Source organism: Methyloversatilis sp., assembly GCF_051861465.1.
Lineage (GTDB): Bacteria > Pseudomonadota > Gammaproteobacteria > Burkholderiales > Rhodocyclaceae > Methyloversatilis.
On record NZ_JBHYCQ010000003.1, the window covers coordinates 322759 to 337915 of the forward strand.

Annotated in this window: 20 protein-coding genes; all 20 read left to right on the plus strand. The window is 66.3% G+C overall.

Annotated features, from left to right (window positions below; translation table 11 throughout):
* Positions 1-28: 28 nt before the first annotated feature.
* The 20 genes from ACTIFF_RS06215 (at position 29) to hprK (ending at position 15149) form a co-directional block, all read left to right on the plus strand.
* Positions 29-436 (plus strand): YqaA family protein, encoded by a 408-nt coding sequence (locus ACTIFF_RS06215; RefSeq protein ID WP_257094510.1) that lies wholly within the window; start codon positions 29-31, stop codon positions 434-436.
* Positions 433-1521, plus strand: a complete 1089-nt coding sequence (locus tag ACTIFF_RS06220; protein ID WP_439536044.1) for a VanZ family protein — start codon at positions 433-435, stop codon at positions 1519-1521. Before ACTIFF_RS06215 ends, ACTIFF_RS06220 begins: the two co-directional genes overlap by 4 nt.
* A 54-nt stretch (positions 1522-1575) precedes the next feature.
* Positions 1576-1884 carry a (2Fe-2S) ferredoxin domain-containing protein gene (locus ACTIFF_RS06225; protein WP_257078960.1) on the plus strand — a complete coding sequence of 103 codons (309 nt, stop codon included), beginning with the start codon at positions 1576-1578 and terminating at the stop codon, positions 1882-1884.
* The gene (locus ACTIFF_RS06230) at positions 1884-2549 is read left to right on the plus strand and encodes an alpha/beta hydrolase (RefSeq protein ID WP_439536045.1); all 666 of its coding nucleotides are present in this window, start codon (positions 1884-1886) and stop codon (positions 2547-2549) included. The genes ACTIFF_RS06225 and ACTIFF_RS06230 overlap by 1 nt, the downstream gene beginning before the upstream one ends.
* The gene (gene cutA / locus ACTIFF_RS06235) at positions 2546-2887 is read left to right on the plus strand and encodes a divalent-cation tolerance protein CutA (RefSeq protein WP_439536046.1); all 342 of its coding nucleotides are present in this window, start codon (positions 2546-2548) and stop codon (positions 2885-2887) included. The genes ACTIFF_RS06230 and cutA overlap by 4 nt, the downstream gene beginning before the upstream one ends.
* Positions 2888-2943: 56 nt before the next feature.
* A complete protein-coding gene (gene dsbD, locus ACTIFF_RS06240; protein WP_439536047.1) occupies positions 2944-4824 on the plus strand; it encodes a protein-disulfide reductase DsbD in 1881 nt (626 codons plus the stop codon).
* Positions 4825-4867: 43 nt separating this feature from the next.
* On the plus strand, positions 4868-5476 hold the full coding sequence (locus ACTIFF_RS06245; RefSeq protein ID WP_439536048.1) for a riboflavin synthase: 609 nt from the start codon (positions 4868-4870) through the stop codon (positions 5474-5476).
* Positions 5473-6561 (plus strand): bifunctional 3,4-dihydroxy-2-butanone-4-phosphate synthase/GTP cyclohydrolase II, encoded by a 1089-nt coding sequence (gene ribBA, locus ACTIFF_RS06250; RefSeq protein ID WP_439536049.1) that lies wholly within the window; start codon positions 5473-5475, stop codon positions 6559-6561. Before ACTIFF_RS06245 ends, ribBA begins: the two co-directional genes overlap by 4 nt.
* Positions 6562-6581: 20 nt before the next feature.
* On the plus strand, positions 6582-7055 hold the full coding sequence (gene ribH, locus ACTIFF_RS06255) for a 6,7-dimethyl-8-ribityllumazine synthase (RefSeq protein WP_306477283.1): 474 nt from the start codon (positions 6582-6584) through the stop codon (positions 7053-7055).
* A 3-nt stretch (positions 7056-7058) separates the two neighbouring features.
* The gene (gene nusB, locus ACTIFF_RS06260) at positions 7059-7550 is read left to right on the plus strand and encodes a transcription antitermination factor NusB (RefSeq protein WP_439536050.1); all 492 of its coding nucleotides are present in this window, start codon (positions 7059-7061) and stop codon (positions 7548-7550) included.
* A gap of 20 nt (positions 7551-7570) precedes the next feature.
* On the plus strand, positions 7571-8533 hold the full coding sequence (thiL, locus tag ACTIFF_RS06265) for a thiamine-phosphate kinase (protein ID WP_439536051.1): 963 nt from the start codon (positions 7571-7573) through the stop codon (positions 8531-8533).
* A gap of 58 nt (positions 8534-8591) precedes the next feature.
* Positions 8592-9038, plus strand: a complete 447-nt coding sequence (locus ACTIFF_RS06270) for a phosphatidylglycerophosphatase A family protein (RefSeq protein ID WP_439536094.1) — start codon at positions 8592-8594, stop codon at positions 9036-9038.
* Positions 9038-9532, plus strand: coding sequence for a CinA family protein (locus ACTIFF_RS06275; RefSeq protein WP_439536095.1), 495 nt, complete (start codon positions 9038-9040; stop codon positions 9530-9532). Before ACTIFF_RS06270 ends, ACTIFF_RS06275 begins: the two co-directional genes overlap by 1 nt.
* Before the next feature lie 57 nt (positions 9533-9589).
* Positions 9590-10621: a recombinase RecA gene (gene recA / locus ACTIFF_RS06280; protein ID WP_439536052.1), complete on the plus strand. Its 1032-nt coding sequence runs from the start codon at positions 9590-9592 to the stop codon at positions 10619-10621.
* On the plus strand, positions 10618-11061 hold the full coding sequence (gene recX, locus ACTIFF_RS06285; protein WP_439536053.1) for a recombination regulator RecX: 444 nt from the start codon (positions 10618-10620) through the stop codon (positions 11059-11061). Before recA ends, recX begins: the two co-directional genes overlap by 4 nt.
* A complete protein-coding gene (lptB, locus tag ACTIFF_RS06290) occupies positions 11054-11794 on the plus strand; it encodes an LPS export ABC transporter ATP-binding protein (protein ID WP_439536054.1) in 741 nt (246 codons plus the stop codon). The genes recX and lptB overlap by 8 nt, the downstream gene beginning before the upstream one ends.
* A 20-nt stretch (positions 11795-11814) precedes the next feature.
* Entirely contained in the window at positions 11815-13251 is a 1437-nt protein-coding gene (locus ACTIFF_RS06295; RefSeq protein ID WP_439536055.1) for an RNA polymerase factor sigma-54, read from the plus strand.
* Between the two features lie 64 nt (positions 13252-13315).
* Positions 13316-13636, plus strand: coding sequence for a ribosome hibernation-promoting factor, HPF/YfiA family (hpf, locus tag ACTIFF_RS06300; RefSeq protein ID WP_069038663.1), 321 nt, complete (start codon positions 13316-13318; stop codon positions 13634-13636).
* 120 nt (positions 13637-13756) lie between these two features.
* The gene (gene ptsN / locus ACTIFF_RS06305) at positions 13757-14245 is read left to right on the plus strand and encodes a PTS IIA-like nitrogen regulatory protein PtsN (protein WP_439536056.1); all 489 of its coding nucleotides are present in this window, start codon (positions 13757-13759) and stop codon (positions 14243-14245) included.
* On the plus strand, positions 14214-15149 hold the full coding sequence (hprK, locus tag ACTIFF_RS06310; protein ID WP_306477275.1) for an HPr(Ser) kinase/phosphatase: 936 nt from the start codon (positions 14214-14216) through the stop codon (positions 15147-15149). The genes ptsN and hprK overlap by 32 nt, the downstream gene beginning before the upstream one ends.
* Positions 15150-15157: the final 8 nt, after the last annotated feature.

Sequence of the window (15157 nt, forward strand, 5' to 3'; positions counted from 1 at the left end):
TGCCGTGCGTGCGCGCCGCATCGCCATGATGGACTGGATGCCCGGCGCCGAAGCCAGCCTGGGCGGCCTGTTCATCGCCAGCTTCCTCGCGGCAACGATATTGCCGGTCGGCTCCGAGCCGATGTTCATGGCGGTCGTCACGGCACATCCGGAACAGCGTGTTGCCGCCGTGCTGCTCGCTACGCTGGGCAATACGGCCGGCGGCATGGCGAGTTACTGGATGGGACGGCTGATTCCGGGGCGGGCGCTGCCGGAACGGCTCGAATTCGTGCGCCGGCACGGCACGCCGGTGCTGCTGCTGTCGTGGACGCCGTTCGTCGGCGATGCGCTGTGCGTCGCAGCCGGCTGGCTGCGACTGCCGCCCTGGCGCAGCGCGCTGATGATGGGGCTGGGCAAGGGCGCGCGCTACGTCGCCTTGGCCGCGCTGCTGGCATGACCCGATCCGGCCCGCACACCACCCAGCTGGCGCGCCACCTTGCCATCGCGTGGGCGCTGCTGATCGCCTACGCCAGCCTGCACCCGCTCGGCGAGTTCCGCGATGCCGGCGACCAGCTGCTCGATTTCCTGACAGCGCCGTGGCCGCGCTACTGGACGCGCTTCGACGTGGTTGCCAATGCGCTGGGATACCTGCCGCTCGGCTTCCTGCTGGTGCCGGCTGCGGCGCCCGGGTTGCGGCGCACGCCGGCGCTGCTGCTGGCGATCGTGCTGGCGACCGGGCTGTCGATCAGCCTGGAAATGCTGCAGCACTACCTGCCGAGCCGCGTGCCGTCGAATCTGGACGTGCTGTCGAACCTGCTCGGGGCCGCGATCGGCGCACTGATCGGCTGGCGCTGGGGCGGTGTGCTCAACGAGGGCGGCGCGCTGGCCCGCTGGCGCACCCGGCGCATCGTGCGCGGCCACACCGGCGACATCGCGCTGGTGCTGCTGTGTCTGTGGTGGGTGGCGCAGATCGATCCGGACACGCCGCTGTTCGGACTGGGTGACCTGCGTGACCTGCTCGGTCTGCCGCCGCCGGTCGATTTCACCGAACGCCGCTACCGCGCGGTCGAGATCGGCGCCTGCGTCTGCGCCATGGTGGGCGTCGGCGTGATCGGCTGGCACAGCATGCGCGCGCGCAGCCTGTGGCTGCTGGCCAGCGGCTTCGTCATCGCGCTGGCCGTCAAGGCGGGGTCGGGTGCGGTGCTGGTACCCGGCGGCGCCTGGCTGTGGGCCACGCCCGGCGCGCTGGTCGGTCTCGTGGCCGGGGCACTGGCTCTGGGCCTCGTGCTCTGGCTCCCGGCCGCGCTGCGTTTCGCGCTGGCCGCGCTGGCACTGCTGGCCGGTGTCGCGCTGGTGAATCTCGCGCCGGACAACCCTTACCCGTCGGCGGTGTCGGATGCCTGGCGGGCTGGCCACTTCTTCAACTTCAGCGGCCTGACGCGGCTGGCGTCGGCGCTGTGGCCGTATTTCGCCCTGCCGTACCTGATGGCGCTGCAGGCACGCGAAGGGCGCAGCCGACACGCCGCCCACGATCACCGATAATCATGGTCTGACGACCGTTCACATACGACTCCTTACCTATCCGGAGGCCGGCCGATGAGCCACTTCAAGCACCATGTGTTTTTCTGCTGCAACCAGCGGTCCGAAGGTGAGCAGTGCTGCAACAGCCTGGGCGCGGCCGGGCTGCGCGACTACGCCAAGAAGCGCGTCAAGGCGCTCGGCCTGTCGGGCGAAGGCAAGGCACGCGTCAACATGGCGGGCTGCCTCGACCGCTGCAGCGAAGGACCGGTCATGGTCATCTACCCGGAAGCGGTCTGGTACACCTATGTCGATCAGGAAGACATCGACGAGATCATCGAAGAACATCTGGTCAATGACCGCGTGGTCGAGCGGCTGAAAGTCTGATGAACGCACGCATACAGTCCGAACGCAGCGTGATTGCCGGCCCGGTCGGCGCCATCGAAACGCTGACCGAACTGCCGGACGGCGCGCCGCGTGCGATTGCGCTGGTCGGTCATCCGCATCCGCTGTACGGCGGCACGATGGACAACAAGGTGGTGCTGACGGTGGCGCGCGCCCTGCGCGAACTGGGGTGCGTCGCGCTGCGCGCGCAGTTCCGCGGCGTCGGCAGGACCGCGGGCACGCATGACGAGGGGCGCGGCGAAACCGATGACCAGCTGGCGGTGATCGACCATGCACGGGCGCGCTTCGGCACGCTGCCAGTCATCGTCGCCGGCTTTTCCTTCGGCGCCTATGTGACGACCCGGGTGGCCGACGCGCTGGCCGCCCGCGGCGAGCCGGTGGCCGGCATGGTGCTGGTCGGGCTGGCCGCCGGAACGGTCGAGGGCATCCGCCATTACGCACCGGGTCCGGTGCGCGACGACGCGCTGGTGATCCATGGCGAGCGCGATCAGGTCGTGCCGCTGGCGCACGTGCTGGCCTGGGCCGCGCCGCAGAACCTGCCGGTCAGCGTGCTGGGCGAAGCGGACCACTTCTTCCACGGCCGGCTGCATGTGCTGCGCCTGCTGATCGAACGCTGGTGGCGCGCCACCGCGCCAGCCGGACAATGAGCGACGCACGCATGCTGCTGGTGCTGACCACGCTGCCCGACGAAGCCACGGCCACGCGCATCGCGCGCGATCTGGTGGAGCGCGGGCTGGCCGCCTGTGTCAGCATCGGTGCGCCGGTCCGGTCCATCTACCGGTGGCAGGGCGGGGTCGAGGATGCGCAGGAAGTGCCGCTGACGATCAAGACGAGCGCAGCCGCCTACGATGCGCTGGCGGCTGCATTGCGCGCCGCCCATCCTTACGAACTGCCCGAAATCGTTGCCGTGCCGGTCGAGCGCGGGCTGGATGAATACCTGAGCTGGGTCGATGAGTGCACGCGACCCGCTGCGCCGAGTGCCTGATGCATGTTTTCCCCACCGATGTTCCGTCCGCCCTTGAGGCGCCACCGATGATCCCGATGCTGCCCCGTTTGTTTCGCATGCTTTGCCTCGCGCTGACCTTGTCCATCAGTGCTTTCGTGCGGGCCGAACCCGCGCTGCTGCCGCTCGAGCAGGCGTTCCGGCTGTCGGCCACGGTGGTCGATGCAACGACGGTCGAAGTGCGCTTCGACATCGCCGACGGCTACTACCTGTATCGCGACAAGCTGGGCTTTGCGGCTGAGCAGGCGGCGCTCGGACCGGCCGACATCCCGCCCGGCAAGATGAAGAAGGACGAAATCTTCGGCGACGTCGAGGTGCACCGCGGCGTACTGCCGATCCGGCTGCCGCTCGGCTCCACGGCGGACACGCCGATCAGGCTGACCGTGCGTTCGCAGGGCTGCGCCGACGCCGGCATCTGCTATCCGCCGTCCGAACAGACACTGGTGCTGAATCCGGCCAACCCGGGGGTGCGGGTGAATGCGGCCGGGTTCGACGAGGCGGCTGGTGCGTCGGTGCTCGACCGCCTGCGCGGGCTGGGCGGGCGCAGCGAGCCGGCGGCTGAACCGGCCGCGCCTGCGCTGGCGCCACCGCCCCTTCCGTCCGTCGCACCGGCGGGCGACGAGTCGTCGATGGTCGCCGGCCTGATGCGCAGCGGCAATCTGTGGCTGATTGCGGTGAGCTTCCTCAGTTTCGGGCTGCTGCTGAGCTTCACGCCCTGCGTGCTGCCCATGGTGCCCATCCTGTCCGGCATCATCGTCGGCCACGGCGCGCACATTTCGCGCAGCCGCGCCTTTGCGCTGTCGGCGGCCTACGTGCTGGGCATGGCCGCGACCTATGCGCTGGCCGGTGTGGCGGCGGGCCTGTCCGGCACCCTGCTGTCGGCTGCGCTGCAGAACGCTTGGGTGCTGGGCGGCTTTGCGCTGGTATTCGTCGCGCTGTCGCTGTCGATGTTCGGCTTCTACGAGCTGCAGTTGCCGACGGCGCTGCAGTCGCGCCTTTCCGACACAGCCAACCACCAGCGCGGCTCGATCGGCGGACTGCTACTGATGGGCGCGGCGTCTGCACTGATCGTCGGCCCCTGCGTGGCGGCACCGCTGGCCGGCGCGCTGCTGTACATCGCGCAGAGCGGCGACGCCGTGCTCGGGGGGCTGGCGCTGTTCGCCATGGCGCTCGGCATGGGCGTACCGCTGATCGCGGTCGGTGTGGCGTCGCGGTCGCTGCTGCCGCACACCGGGCCGTGGATGGAAGGCGTGAAGCGCTTCTTCGGCGTGCTGCTGCTGGCCACCGCCATCTGGATCGCCTCGCCGGTACTGCCTGGCCTGGTGACCATGCTGGCATGGGCGGCGCTGCTGATCGCCTCCAGCATCTATCTGCACGCACTCGACCCGCTGCCGGCCCATGCCAGCGGCTGGCACAAGCTGTGGAAGGGCGTCGGTGTGATCGCGCTGCTGGCCGGTGCCAGCCTGCTGATCGGCGCGGCGGCCGGTTCGCGCGACGTGCTGCAGCCGCTGGCCGTGCTGCGTGGTGGTGCGACCGCGGCGTCCGCGGCACCCGCCTTCCAGCCGGTCGGCAGCGCGGCCGAACTGGATGCCCGTCTGGCTGCGGCCACGGCGCCGGTCATGCTCGATTTCTACGCCGACTGGTGCGTCAGCTGCAAGGAGATGGAGCGTTTCACCTTCAGCGATCCGCAGGTTGCGGCGCAGATGGCCGGCATGACGCTGCTGAAGGCGGATGTGACCGCCAATTCCGCCGAACACCAGGCGCTGCTGAAGCGATTCGGACTGTTCGGGCCGCCCGGCATCCTGTTCTTCGACCGGTCGGGACAGGAGATCGCCGGGACGCGGGTGGTCGGTTTCGTGCCGGCCGGTCCCTTCTCGTCGACGCTGGGCCGCGCGATCGCCGCCAGCGGCCCGCGCTGATCGCGTAAAATCCGTCTTCTTTCGCAGCTCACGTCCTCTCCCCATGTTTTCCGGCATCGTGGCCGCCATCGGCCGCATCACCCATATCGCCCCGCTTGAGCAGGGCGTCCGTCTGACCGTGGACACCGACGGCCTCGGGCTCGACGACGTCATCGTCGGCGATTCCATCGCCAACAACGGCGTCTGCCTGACCGTGGTCGGCATCGACGGCCGGCACGCGCTGTTCGACGTGTCGAAGGAAACGCTGGCCTGCACGGTCGGACTGGATGCGCCGGGCGAGGTCAATCTGGAAAAGGCGCTGCGCCTGTCGGACCGTCTGGGCGGCCACCTGGTCAGCGGTCACGTCGATGGCGTGGGGGTGGTGAGCCGCTTCACCCGGATCGGCGAATCGCACGAACTGGTCATCGTCGCGCAGCGGCCGCTGGCGCGCTACATCGCGCGCAAGGGCTCGATCACGGTGCAGGGCGTCAGCCTGACGGTCAATCGCGTCACGGATGTCGACGAGGGCTGCGAGTTTTCGATCAACCTGATTCCGCACACCGTCGCCGTGACGACCTTGCGCGCGCTTGCCGCCGGCAGCCGCGTCAATCTGGAAATCGACCTGATCGCCCGCTACGCGGAGCGCATGATGGTTGCGGGGGACCACGCATGAGCGCACTGGCACCGGTGCAGGACATCATCGCCGACATCAAGGCCGGCCGCATGGTCATCCTGGTCGATGAGGAAGATCGCGAAAACGAGGGCGACGTGGTGCTGGCGGCCGAATTCGTCACTCCGGAAGCGATCAATTTCATGGTCAAGCACTGTCGCGGCCTGGTCTGCCTGACGCTGACCGAAGAGCGCTGCCGCCAGCTCGGGCTGGAACAGATGGTGCGCCACAACCGCACCCCGCACGGCACCGCCTTCACCGCGTCGATCGAGGCGGCGACCGGCGTGACCACCGGCATTTCGGCGCATGACCGCGCGCGCACCATCCAGGTCGCCGTGGCACGCAACGCCAAGCCCGACGACATCGTGATGCCGGGCCACATCTTCCCGCTGACCGCGCAGAAGGGCGGCGTGCTGATCCGCGCCGGCCACACCGAGGCCGGCTGCGATCTGGCCCATCTTGCCGGACTGGAGCCGGCAGCCGTGATCTGCGAAATCCTGAAGGACGACGGCACGATGGCGCGTCTGCCCGACCTGATCGAATTCGCCAGGGAGCATGGCCTGAAGATCGGCGCCATCCGCGATCTGATCGCGTGGCGCGCCGCCACCGAGGCGCTGGTGCGCGAAGTGTCGCGGCGCGAGGTCAGTGGCGCCTATGGACGCTTCATGCTGCACGGCTTCGAGGACATGACGACCGGCGAAATCCATCTCGCCATGGTCAAGGGCGACATCGATCCCGACGCGGAAACGCTGGTGCGCGTGCATGAGCCGATTTCGGTGCTCGATTTCCTCGACGGCGACAGCCCGCGCCACAGTTTCAGCATCGACCGCTCGATGCAGATCATCAACGATGCGGGTTGCGGTGTGATCGTCATGTTGCGCCGGACCGAAACCGACGCCGATCTGCGCCGATTGCTCGATGATCCGGGCGCTGCGCCGGCCGCGCGCTGGGACGCCCGGACCTTCGGTGTCGGTGCGCAGATCCTGCGCTCGCTGAACGTGCGCAAGATGCGGCTGCTGGCCAATCCGCGCAAGATTCCGAGCATGGCCGGCTTCGACCTCGAGCTGGCCGGCTACCTGACTGACTGACCGAACAAGCGAGAACTTCCATGCCGCGCTTCAATGACATCCCCGAAATCGCCGAAAACCTCGACGGCAAGGGCCTGCGCGTCGCCATTGCGATGGCCCGCTTCAACCCGGACATCGGCGGCGGTCTGCTGTCGGCCTGCTGCGCCGAACTGCGCACGCTGGGCGTGGCGCCGGCCGACACGCTGATCGTGAGCGTGCCGGGCGCGCTGGAACTTCCGCTGGTACTTCAAAGGCTTGCGCTGTCCGGCAAGTACGACGCGCTGGTCGCGCTCGGCGCAGTCATCCGCGGCGAGACCTACCACTTCGAAATCGTGTCCAACGAAATGGCGCGCGGCGTGTCCGACGTGCAGCTCAAGACCGGTGTGCCGATTGCCAACGGCGTGCTGACCACCGAAGACGATGACCAGGCGCTTGCCCGCATGCACGAAAAGGGCGCCGACTGCGCCCGCGCCGCGGTCGAAATGGCCCGCCTCATCGCCACACTGACAGACTGATCCATGGACAACACCTCCGACACCGGCGACATCAAGACCGCCGACGCACCGCGCAAATCGGGTCGCCGTCTGGCCCGTGAATTCGCGGTACAGGGCATTTACCAGTGGTTGCTGTCCGGCAACGACCTGCCGGCGATCGACGCGCACCTGAGCGAAGACGACGGCTTCACGAAGGTCGACCGCAAATTATTCCGCGCGCTGCTCAATGGCGCGCACGACAAGGCCGACGCACTGCGCGTCCAGTTCGGCAGTCACCTCGACCGGCCGGTCGGCGAACTGTCGCCGGTCGAGCACGCCATCCTGCTGGTGGCGACCTTCGAGCTGGCGCACCAGATCGACACGCCTTACCGCGTCGTGATCAACGAAGCGATCGAACTGGCGAAGGATTTCGGTGGCTCGGATGGCCACAAGTTCATCAATGGCGTACTCGACAAGCTGGCGCCGCAACTGCGCGCGGTGGAAGTCGAGGCGGCACGCAACCGTCCGCGTCGGTAGTCGCTGTTCCAGTGAGTCCGGTGAGCCCGGAATTCGAACTGATCCGCCGCCACTTCATCCGGCCGATGCGTGGCGATGCGCTCGGTCCGGGCGATGACTGTGCGCTGGTCGCGCCGTCGCCCGGCTGCGAACTGGCCGTCACCAGCGACATGCTGGTCAGCGGCACCCACTTCCTTCCGGATACCGATCCGCGCCGACTCGGCTGGAAGACGCTGGCGGTCAACCTGTCCGATCTCGCCGCCATGGGGGCCACCCCGCGCTGGGTCACACTCGCCCTGTCGCTGCCGCAGGTCGACGACGCATGGCTGGCCGCCTTGTCCGACGGATTCTTCGAGTGTGCCTATATATATGGTGTCGACCTGATCGGTGGTGACACGACGCGCGGCCCGCTCACGCTGTGCGTGACGGCATTCGGCGAAGTGGCGGCCGGCAAGGCGCTGCGCCGCAGCGGAGCGCAGGACGGCGACGACATCTGGGTGTCCGGCCAGCCGGGTCGGGCTGCGCTGGGGCTGGCCGACGTACTCGGCCGCCTGCGTTTGAAGGACGCGTGTCGCGACGATTACATTGCTGCGCTGGAAAAGCCGCTGCCCCGGGTGGCCCTGGGCTGCGCCCTGCCGGGCGTTGCGAGTGCGGCCATCGACGTGTCCGATGGACTGCTGGCCGATCTGGGTCACGTGGCTGCGGCCAGCGACCTGCATGCCGTGGTCGAGGACGCCGCCTTGCCCTGGCCCGCGCTGCGGGCCGCCTGCGATGATGAGGCGACCGTTCGCCGCGCCTTGCTGGCCGGCGGCGACGACTACGAAGTGCTGTTCTGCGCGCCGCGCCGCGCGCACGATGCGTTGCGCCAGCTGTCCGAATCCCTGTCGCTGCCGCTGAACCGTATCGGTGCCATGTGCGCCGGCCGCGCCGGCGATGTCAGCCTGATCGACGCGCAGGGGTGCGAACTGCCGATCGCGCACCGCGGCTACGACCACTTTTCCTGAAGCGATGATCAAGACTTCCGTTCCGCCCGGCTTCGGTTTTCTGGCCCATCCGGCCCACATGCTGGCCTGCGGCTTCGGCAGTGGTCTGGTGCCGTTTGCGTCCGGCACCTGGGGCACGCTGGCGGCCTGGCCGCTGTATCTGCTGATCAAGCCGTCGTTTTCCGACGCCGCCTTCGGCGTTTTCCTGCTGATCGCCTTCATCATCGGTTCGCTGGCCTGTCAGCGCACCGGCCGCGACCTCGGCGTGCCCGACCACGGCGCCATCGTGTGGGATGAGATCGTCGCCTTCTGGCTGGTGCTGTGGGTGACGCCGCCCGACTTCTTTTGGCAGCTTGCGGCCTTCTTCGCGTTCCGCCTGTTCGACATATTCAAGCCGCCGCCGGCGCGCTGGGTCGATATCCACATGAAGAATGGCTTCGGTGTCATGCTGGACGACCTGATTGCGGCCCTGTTCGCCATGGTGGCGCTGGCGCTGGGCAAGCTGCTGCTGGAGCGTTTTGCATGATGGACGACGAGCTCGATGCGCTGTCGGTCGCGGTGGGCACTGCATGTGTCGCGTCCGGACACGTCATCGTCAGCGCGGAGTCGTGCACCGGTGGCTGGGTGGCCGAAGTGCTGACCGCCACCGCCGGCAGTTCGGGCTGGTTCGACTGCGGTTTCGTGACCTATTCGAACGGCGCGAAGCAGCGCCTGCTCGATGTGCCGGTCGACCTGCTGGCCGCGCACGGCGCCGTTAGCGAACCGGTCGCGCTGGCCATGGTGCGCGGCGCGCTGGCCCGCTCGGCGGCAACGATCGCGCTGTCGGTGACCGGCATTGCCGGTCCGGGTGGGGCGACATCGGGCAAACCGGTCGGCACGGTGTGCTTCGGCTGGGCCGTGAAGGGCGGTGCCGAGCGCAGCGAAACGCGTCATTTCGACGGCGATCGCGAAACCGTGCGCCGACTATCCGTACGTCATACACTGACTGTGCTGCTGGCTTTGCAGGCAGTGCAGACCTGAAAGAACGTGGCAAGAACTGTGCCATAATCGACCGAAAGCAAACGAAAGGATTCCCGCATGGACGACAGCAAGGCCAAGGCGCTCGCGGCAGCGCTGGCCCAGATAGAGAAGCAGTTCGGCAAGGGCTCGATCATGCGCATGAGCGACGGCCAGCTCGAGAACGACATCCAGGCCGTTTCGACCGGTTCGCTCGGACTGGACATCGCGCTCGGAATCGGCGGTCTGCCGCGCGGGCGGGTGGTCGAAATCTACGGTCCGGAATCATCCGGCAAGACCACGCTGACGCTGCAGGTGATCGCCGAAATGCAGAAGGTCGGCGGCACGGCGGCCTTCATCGATGCGGAACATGCGCTCGACGTGCAGTACGCCGGCAAGCTCGGCGTCAACGTCAGCGACCTGCTGATTTCCCAGCCGGACACCGGCGAGCAGGCACTGGAAATCGTCGACATGCTGGTGCGTTCCGGCGGTGTGGACGTGATCGTCATCGACTCGGTCGCCGCGCTGACGCCGAAGGCCGAAATCGAGGGCGAAATGGGCGATTCGCTGCCCGGCCTGCAGGCCCGCCTGATGAGTCAGGCGCTGCGCAAGCTGACGGCGAGCATCAAGCGCACCAACACGATGGTCATCTTCATCAACCAGATCCGGATGAAGATCGGTGTCATGTTCGGCAATCCGGAAACCACAACGGGCGGCAATGCGCTGAAGTTCTACGCCTCGGTCCGCCTCGATATCCGCCGTATCGGCGCGATCAAGAAGGGCGAAGAAGTGATCGGCTCGGAAACCCGCGTCAAGGTGGTGAAGAACAAGGTCGCACCGCCGTTCAAGCAGACCGAATTTGACATCCTGTACGGCGAGGGCATTTCGCGCGAAGGCGAAATCATCGAACTGGGTGTGCTGCACAAGTTCGTCGAGAAGTCGGGTGCCTGGTACTCCTACGGCACCGAACGCATCGGCCAGGGCAAGGACAACGTGCGCGAGTTCCTGCGCGCCAACCCGGTCATGGCACGCGAGATCGAAAACAAGGTGCGCGTGGCCTGCGGTATGCCGGAAATGGGTGTCGTGGTCGCCGGACGGGAAGAGGCTGCGTGAGTGCAAGCCTGCGCGAGAAGGCCCTGCGCCTGCTCGCGCGGCGTGATCACAGTCGCGCCGAACTGGTGCGGAAACTGTCCGGGGACGGCAACGAGGACGACATCGCGGCGCTGCTGACCCGTTTCGAGGAATGTGGCCTCGTTTCGGATGCGCGTTTTGCGGAACAATTCGTGTCGTCACGTTCAACCCGCTTCGGCGCGCGTCGCCTGCAGCACGAACTGAAACTGCGTGGCGTGCCGGAAGAGGATGCCGGAGCCGCGCTGGGCGCACTGGAACAGGATGAAACGGTCCGCGCGCGTGCCGTCTGGGCGCGCCGGTTCGATGCCGCACCGCAGGATGCGAAGGCCTGGGCGCGGCAGGCCAGATTTCTTCAATCACGCGGTTTTTCCGCCGATAGCATACGCAAGGTACTGCGCGAACAACCCGACCAAGATGACTGAAAACCGGAGTGCCAGCCGGCTCAAGGTGGAGCGGCTGCGCAAGAAATACAAATCGCGCCCGGTCGTGAAGGATGTGTCCTTCGAGGTTGGCAGCGGCGAAGTGATTGGCCTGCTGGGACCGAACGGTGCCGGCAAGACGACCTGTTTCTACATGATCGTCGGTCTGGTGAGCGCCGATGGCGGCGAGATCCACCTCGATGGCGAGCGGCTGACGCACCTGCCGATACACCGGCGCGCGCATCAGGGCCTGTCGTACCTGCCGCAGGAGAATTCGGTGTTCCGCAAGCTGGACGTCGAGGAAAACATCCTCGCCATCCTGGAGCTGAACGAGAAGGATGCAGGAGTGCGCGCGAAGCGGCTCGAGGAGCTGCTGGACGAGCTTGGCATCGCCCACTTGCGCAAGAGCGCAGCCGTGGCGCTGTCCGGCGGCGAGCGTCGCCGGGTCGAGATCGCCCGTGCGCTCGCCACGTCGCCGCGCTTCATCCTGCTCGACGAGCCATTTGCCGGTGTTGACCCGATCGCGGTGATCGACATCCAGAAAACCATCCGCTTCCTGAAGGAGCGCGGCATCGGCGTGCTGATCACCGATCACAATGTGCGGGAAACGCTGGGCATCTGTGACCGGGCTTACATCATCAACGAAGGCGAGGTGCTGGCGAGCGGCCGGCCGGACGAAATCGTGTATAACGAAAGTGTCAGGAAGGTCTATCTGGGCGAGCATTTCCGCCTGTAGCCCGCCGAAATTTGCACACCATGAAGCAGTCGCTGCAACTCAAACTTTCCCAGCATCTGGCGCTGACACCGCAACTGCAACAGTCGATCCGGCTATTGCAGCTGTCGACCATCGAATTCAATCAGGAAATCGAACGTTTCCTCGATGAGAATCCGATGCTCGAGCGCGACGAGCCCGATGCCACCGCCAGCTTCCAGCCGCCGCCCGAGAGCGTCACCGAGGTGCGCGACGCGCCGCAGGAAAGCACCCAGGCCAGCGCGGACGAGCGCGCTCCGGAAGGCACGGGCAGCGCCGACATGGACGAATGGTCGGGCGAGGGGGGCAATTACGGTACGCGCAGCGGCGGCGACGATGACGACGGCGACTACCAGGATGTGCAGGCGGCAGGCACATCTCTGAGGGACCACCTGTGCGGCCAGCTCGCCCTGTCGCAGATGAGCGAGCGCGACCGCTATCTGATCCGCCTGCTGATCGAGGCGCTCGACGATGACGGCTACCTGAACCAGGGGCTGGATGAACTGGTCGAGCTGCTGCCCGAAGAGGCCGATATCGACCTCGACGACCTGTCGATCGCGCTGCGCCAGCTGCAGAACTTCGACCCGCCCGGCGTGGGGGCGCGCGACCCGCGCGAATGCCTGCTGATGCAGCTCAATTTCCTGCCGACCGACGAAGTGTCGACGCTCGCACGCGTCATCATCGACCAGCACATCGATCTGCTGGCCGCGCGCGACTTCGCCAAGATCCGCCGCGCGGTGGGCTGCGATGAAGAACTGCTGCGTGCCGCGCAGAGCCTCATCCGTTCGCTCAACCCCCGTCCGGGCGCGCAGTTCGCGCCGATCGATGCACGTTACATCGTGCCCGACGTGGTGGTGCGCAAGGTACGCGGCCAATGGACGGCGCTGCTCAATCCGGATGCCATGCCGCGCTTGCGCATCAACAGGCTGTATGCGGAAATCCTGCAGGGTCAGCGCGGCAGCGGCCTGTCCGGCCAGCTGCAGGAGGCCAAGTGGCTGATCAAGAATGTGCAGCAGCGCTTCGACACCATCCTGCGTGTATCGCAGGCGATCGTCGAACGCCAGCGCCAGTTCTTCGAATTCGGCGAAGTCGCGATGCGGCCGCTCACGCTGCGCGAGATCGCAGAGACGCTCGAACTGCATGAATCGACCATTTCACGCGTGACGTCGCAGAAGTACATGGCAACGACGCGCGGCCTGTTCGAACTGAAATACTTTTTCGGCAGCCATGTGGCCACCGAAAGCGGCGGGGCCTGCTCAGCCACCGCAATCCGCGCACTCATCCGCCAGTTGGTGGGTGCCGAGGATGCCAAACGTCCGTTGTCGGACTCACGCATCGCGGAAATACTGGGTCAGCAGGGCATCGTGGTTGCGCGGCGCACCATCGCCAAATACCGCGAATCGCTCAACATCCCGCCGGTCAGCGTGCGCAAGGCGATCTAGCGCGTTCCACGACGAACGATCCGGACCGCCACGCATATTCCGTCCCGCAACGACAGGAGGCAGCATGAACCTCACCATCACCGGCCATCATCTTGAAGTGACGCAGCCGATCCGCGACTACATCGAGTCCAAGCTCGAACGCGTGATCCGCCATTTCGACCACGTAACAAGCGTTTCCGTGATCCTGACGGTCGAAAAGCTGCGACAGAAGGCGGAAGTCACGCTGCACGTGCGTGGCCGCGACATCTTTGTGGAAGCCGAAAGTGAAGACATGTACGCCACGCTCGACAACCTGATGGACAAACTTGATCGTCAGGTGCTCAAACACAAGGAAAAATCGAACGAACACACCCGCGAGTCGGTCAAGCACCAAGCGGCAGAATGACACGATTGCCAACTGTCACGAGCGTATAATCCTACGTCTTGTTGCAGTGCAATCAACTTACGGCGCGATTCCCGATCATCCGGTGATCGCGCCTGCCGCGTGTTCGGAGTAGCCCCTGACATGACGCTCATCGCCAAACTGTTGCCCGTTTCGAATGTCTGCATCGGCCTTGAGGCGAGCAGCAAGAAACGTGTGTTCGAACAGGCCGGCCTGCTGTTCGAGAACCATCAGGGTATTGCCCGCAGCCAGGTGTTCGACAGCCTGTTCGCACGGGAAAAGCTCGGCTCCACCGGTCTCGGTCAGGGTGTTGCAATCCCCCATGGCCGGATCAAGGGTCTGAAGGAAGCCATTGGCGGATTTGTGCGCCTCGATACGCCGGTCGCCTTCGATGCGCCGGACGGTCGACCGGTCAATCTGCTCTTTGTGCTGCTGGTGCCCGAACAGGCGACCGAACTGCATCTGCAGATACTGTCCGAGCTGGCACAGATGTTTGCAGACAAGACATTCCGCGAGCAGCTGATCCAGGCTGTCGACGCTGCCGCCATCCACACCCTTTTCACCACCTGGCAACCGGTGCATGCGGAAGCTCAGCGTCGCGCGGCTGTTTGAGGACAACCGCGACCGTCTCCGCCTGCAATGGCAGTGCGGTGACGGCAACACGTTGATCGTTGCAGACCAGATCGGTCTGTCGCCCGCCGATCTGGTGGGCCATCTGAATACCATTCATACGCGGCGCATCCAGGTCATCGGTGTGCCGGAAATCCTGTGGGTCGAAAGTGTCAGCCCGCGCAAGGTCGAGGACATCGTCGGCGCGCTGCTCGAAGCCCATCCGCCGGCCTTCATCGTCGCCGACGGCGCGCAGCCGCCGGCAACCATCCGCGCCGGCTGTGCGGAACACGGCATTCCCCTGATCACCACGCAACGCAGCGCCGCCTCGGTCATCGACCAGGTGCGCGCCTATCTCGCGCGCGAACTGGCCGACCAGACCACATTGCACGGCGTATCGATGGATGTGCTGGGCATGGGTGTGCTGATCACCGGTGATTCGGGTGTCGGCAAGAGCGAGCTTGCGCTCGAACTGATTTCGCGCGGTCACGGACTGGTTGCCGACGACTGCGTGGAAATCTCGCGCATCGCACCGACCGTGCTCGAAGGGCGCTGCCCCGAACTGCTGAAGGACTTTCTCGAGGTCCGCGGGTTGGGCGTGCTGAACATCCGCACCGTGTTCGGCGAAACCGCCTGTCGGCGGAAGATGAAGCTGCAGCTGGTCGTGCACCTGCAGAAGCAGGTGACCGGTCTGCCTGAAGCCACGCGCATGCCGCTCGACAACGAGGTGATGGACATCCTCGGCGTGAAGATACGCAAGGTCGTCATACCGGTGGCGGCCGGACGCAATCTGGCCGTGCTGGTCGAGGCGGCCGTGCGCGTCACGATCCTGCGCTTCCGCGGCATCGACTCGACGCTCGAATTCGTCGAACGTCAGCGCCGCGCGCTCGGTGGCGACGAGGGCTGAAACAGACC

Coding starts and splice junctions, on each gene's coding strand:
- ptsN (WP_439536056.1), top strand. CDS start 13,757: ATGACGCTCATCGCCAAACTGTTGCCCGTTTCGAATGTCTGCATCGGC.
- cutA (WP_439536046.1), top strand. CDS start 2,546: ATGAGCGACGCACGCATGCTGCTGGTGCTGACCACGCTGCCCGACGAA.
- ACTIFF_RS06215 (WP_257094510.1), top strand. CDS start 29: ATGGACTGGATGCCCGGCGCCGAAGCCAGCCTGGGCGGCCTGTTCATC.
- ACTIFF_RS06225 (WP_257078960.1), top strand. CDS start 1,576: ATGAGCCACTTCAAGCACCATGTGTTTTTCTGCTGCAACCAGCGGTCC.
- nusB (WP_439536050.1), top strand. CDS start 7,059: ATGGACAACACCTCCGACACCGGCGACATCAAGACCGCCGACGCACCG.
- ACTIFF_RS06230 (WP_439536045.1), top strand. CDS start 1,884: ATGAACGCACGCATACAGTCCGAACGCAGCGTGATTGCCGGCCCGGTC.
- ACTIFF_RS06270 (WP_439536094.1), top strand. CDS start 8,592: ATGCTGGCCTGCGGCTTCGGCAGTGGTCTGGTGCCGTTTGCGTCCGGC.
- dsbD (WP_439536047.1), top strand. CDS start 2,944: ATGCTGCCCCGTTTGTTTCGCATGCTTTGCCTCGCGCTGACCTTGTCC.
- ACTIFF_RS06245 (WP_439536048.1), top strand. CDS start 4,868: ATGTTTTCCGGCATCGTGGCCGCCATCGGCCGCATCACCCATATCGCC.
- ACTIFF_RS06275 (WP_439536095.1), top strand. CDS start 9,038: ATGGACGACGAGCTCGATGCGCTGTCGGTCGCGGTGGGCACTGCATGT.
- hpf (WP_069038663.1), top strand. CDS start 13,316: ATGAACCTCACCATCACCGGCCATCATCTTGAAGTGACGCAGCCGATC.
- hprK (WP_306477275.1), top strand. CDS start 14,214: ATGCGGAAGCTCAGCGTCGCGCGGCTGTTTGAGGACAACCGCGACCGT.
- recA (WP_439536052.1), top strand. CDS start 9,590: ATGGACGACAGCAAGGCCAAGGCGCTCGCGGCAGCGCTGGCCCAGATA.
- ACTIFF_RS06220 (WP_439536044.1), top strand. CDS start 433: ATGACCCGATCCGGCCCGCACACCACCCAGCTGGCGCGCCACCTTGCC.
- ribBA (WP_439536049.1), top strand. CDS start 5,473: ATGAGCGCACTGGCACCGGTGCAGGACATCATCGCCGACATCAAGGCC.
- ribH (WP_306477283.1), top strand. CDS start 6,582: ATGCCGCGCTTCAATGACATCCCCGAAATCGCCGAAAACCTCGACGGC.
- ACTIFF_RS06295 (WP_439536055.1), top strand. CDS start 11,815: ATGAAGCAGTCGCTGCAACTCAAACTTTCCCAGCATCTGGCGCTGACA.
- lptB (WP_439536054.1), top strand. CDS start 11,054: ATGACTGAAAACCGGAGTGCCAGCCGGCTCAAGGTGGAGCGGCTGCGC.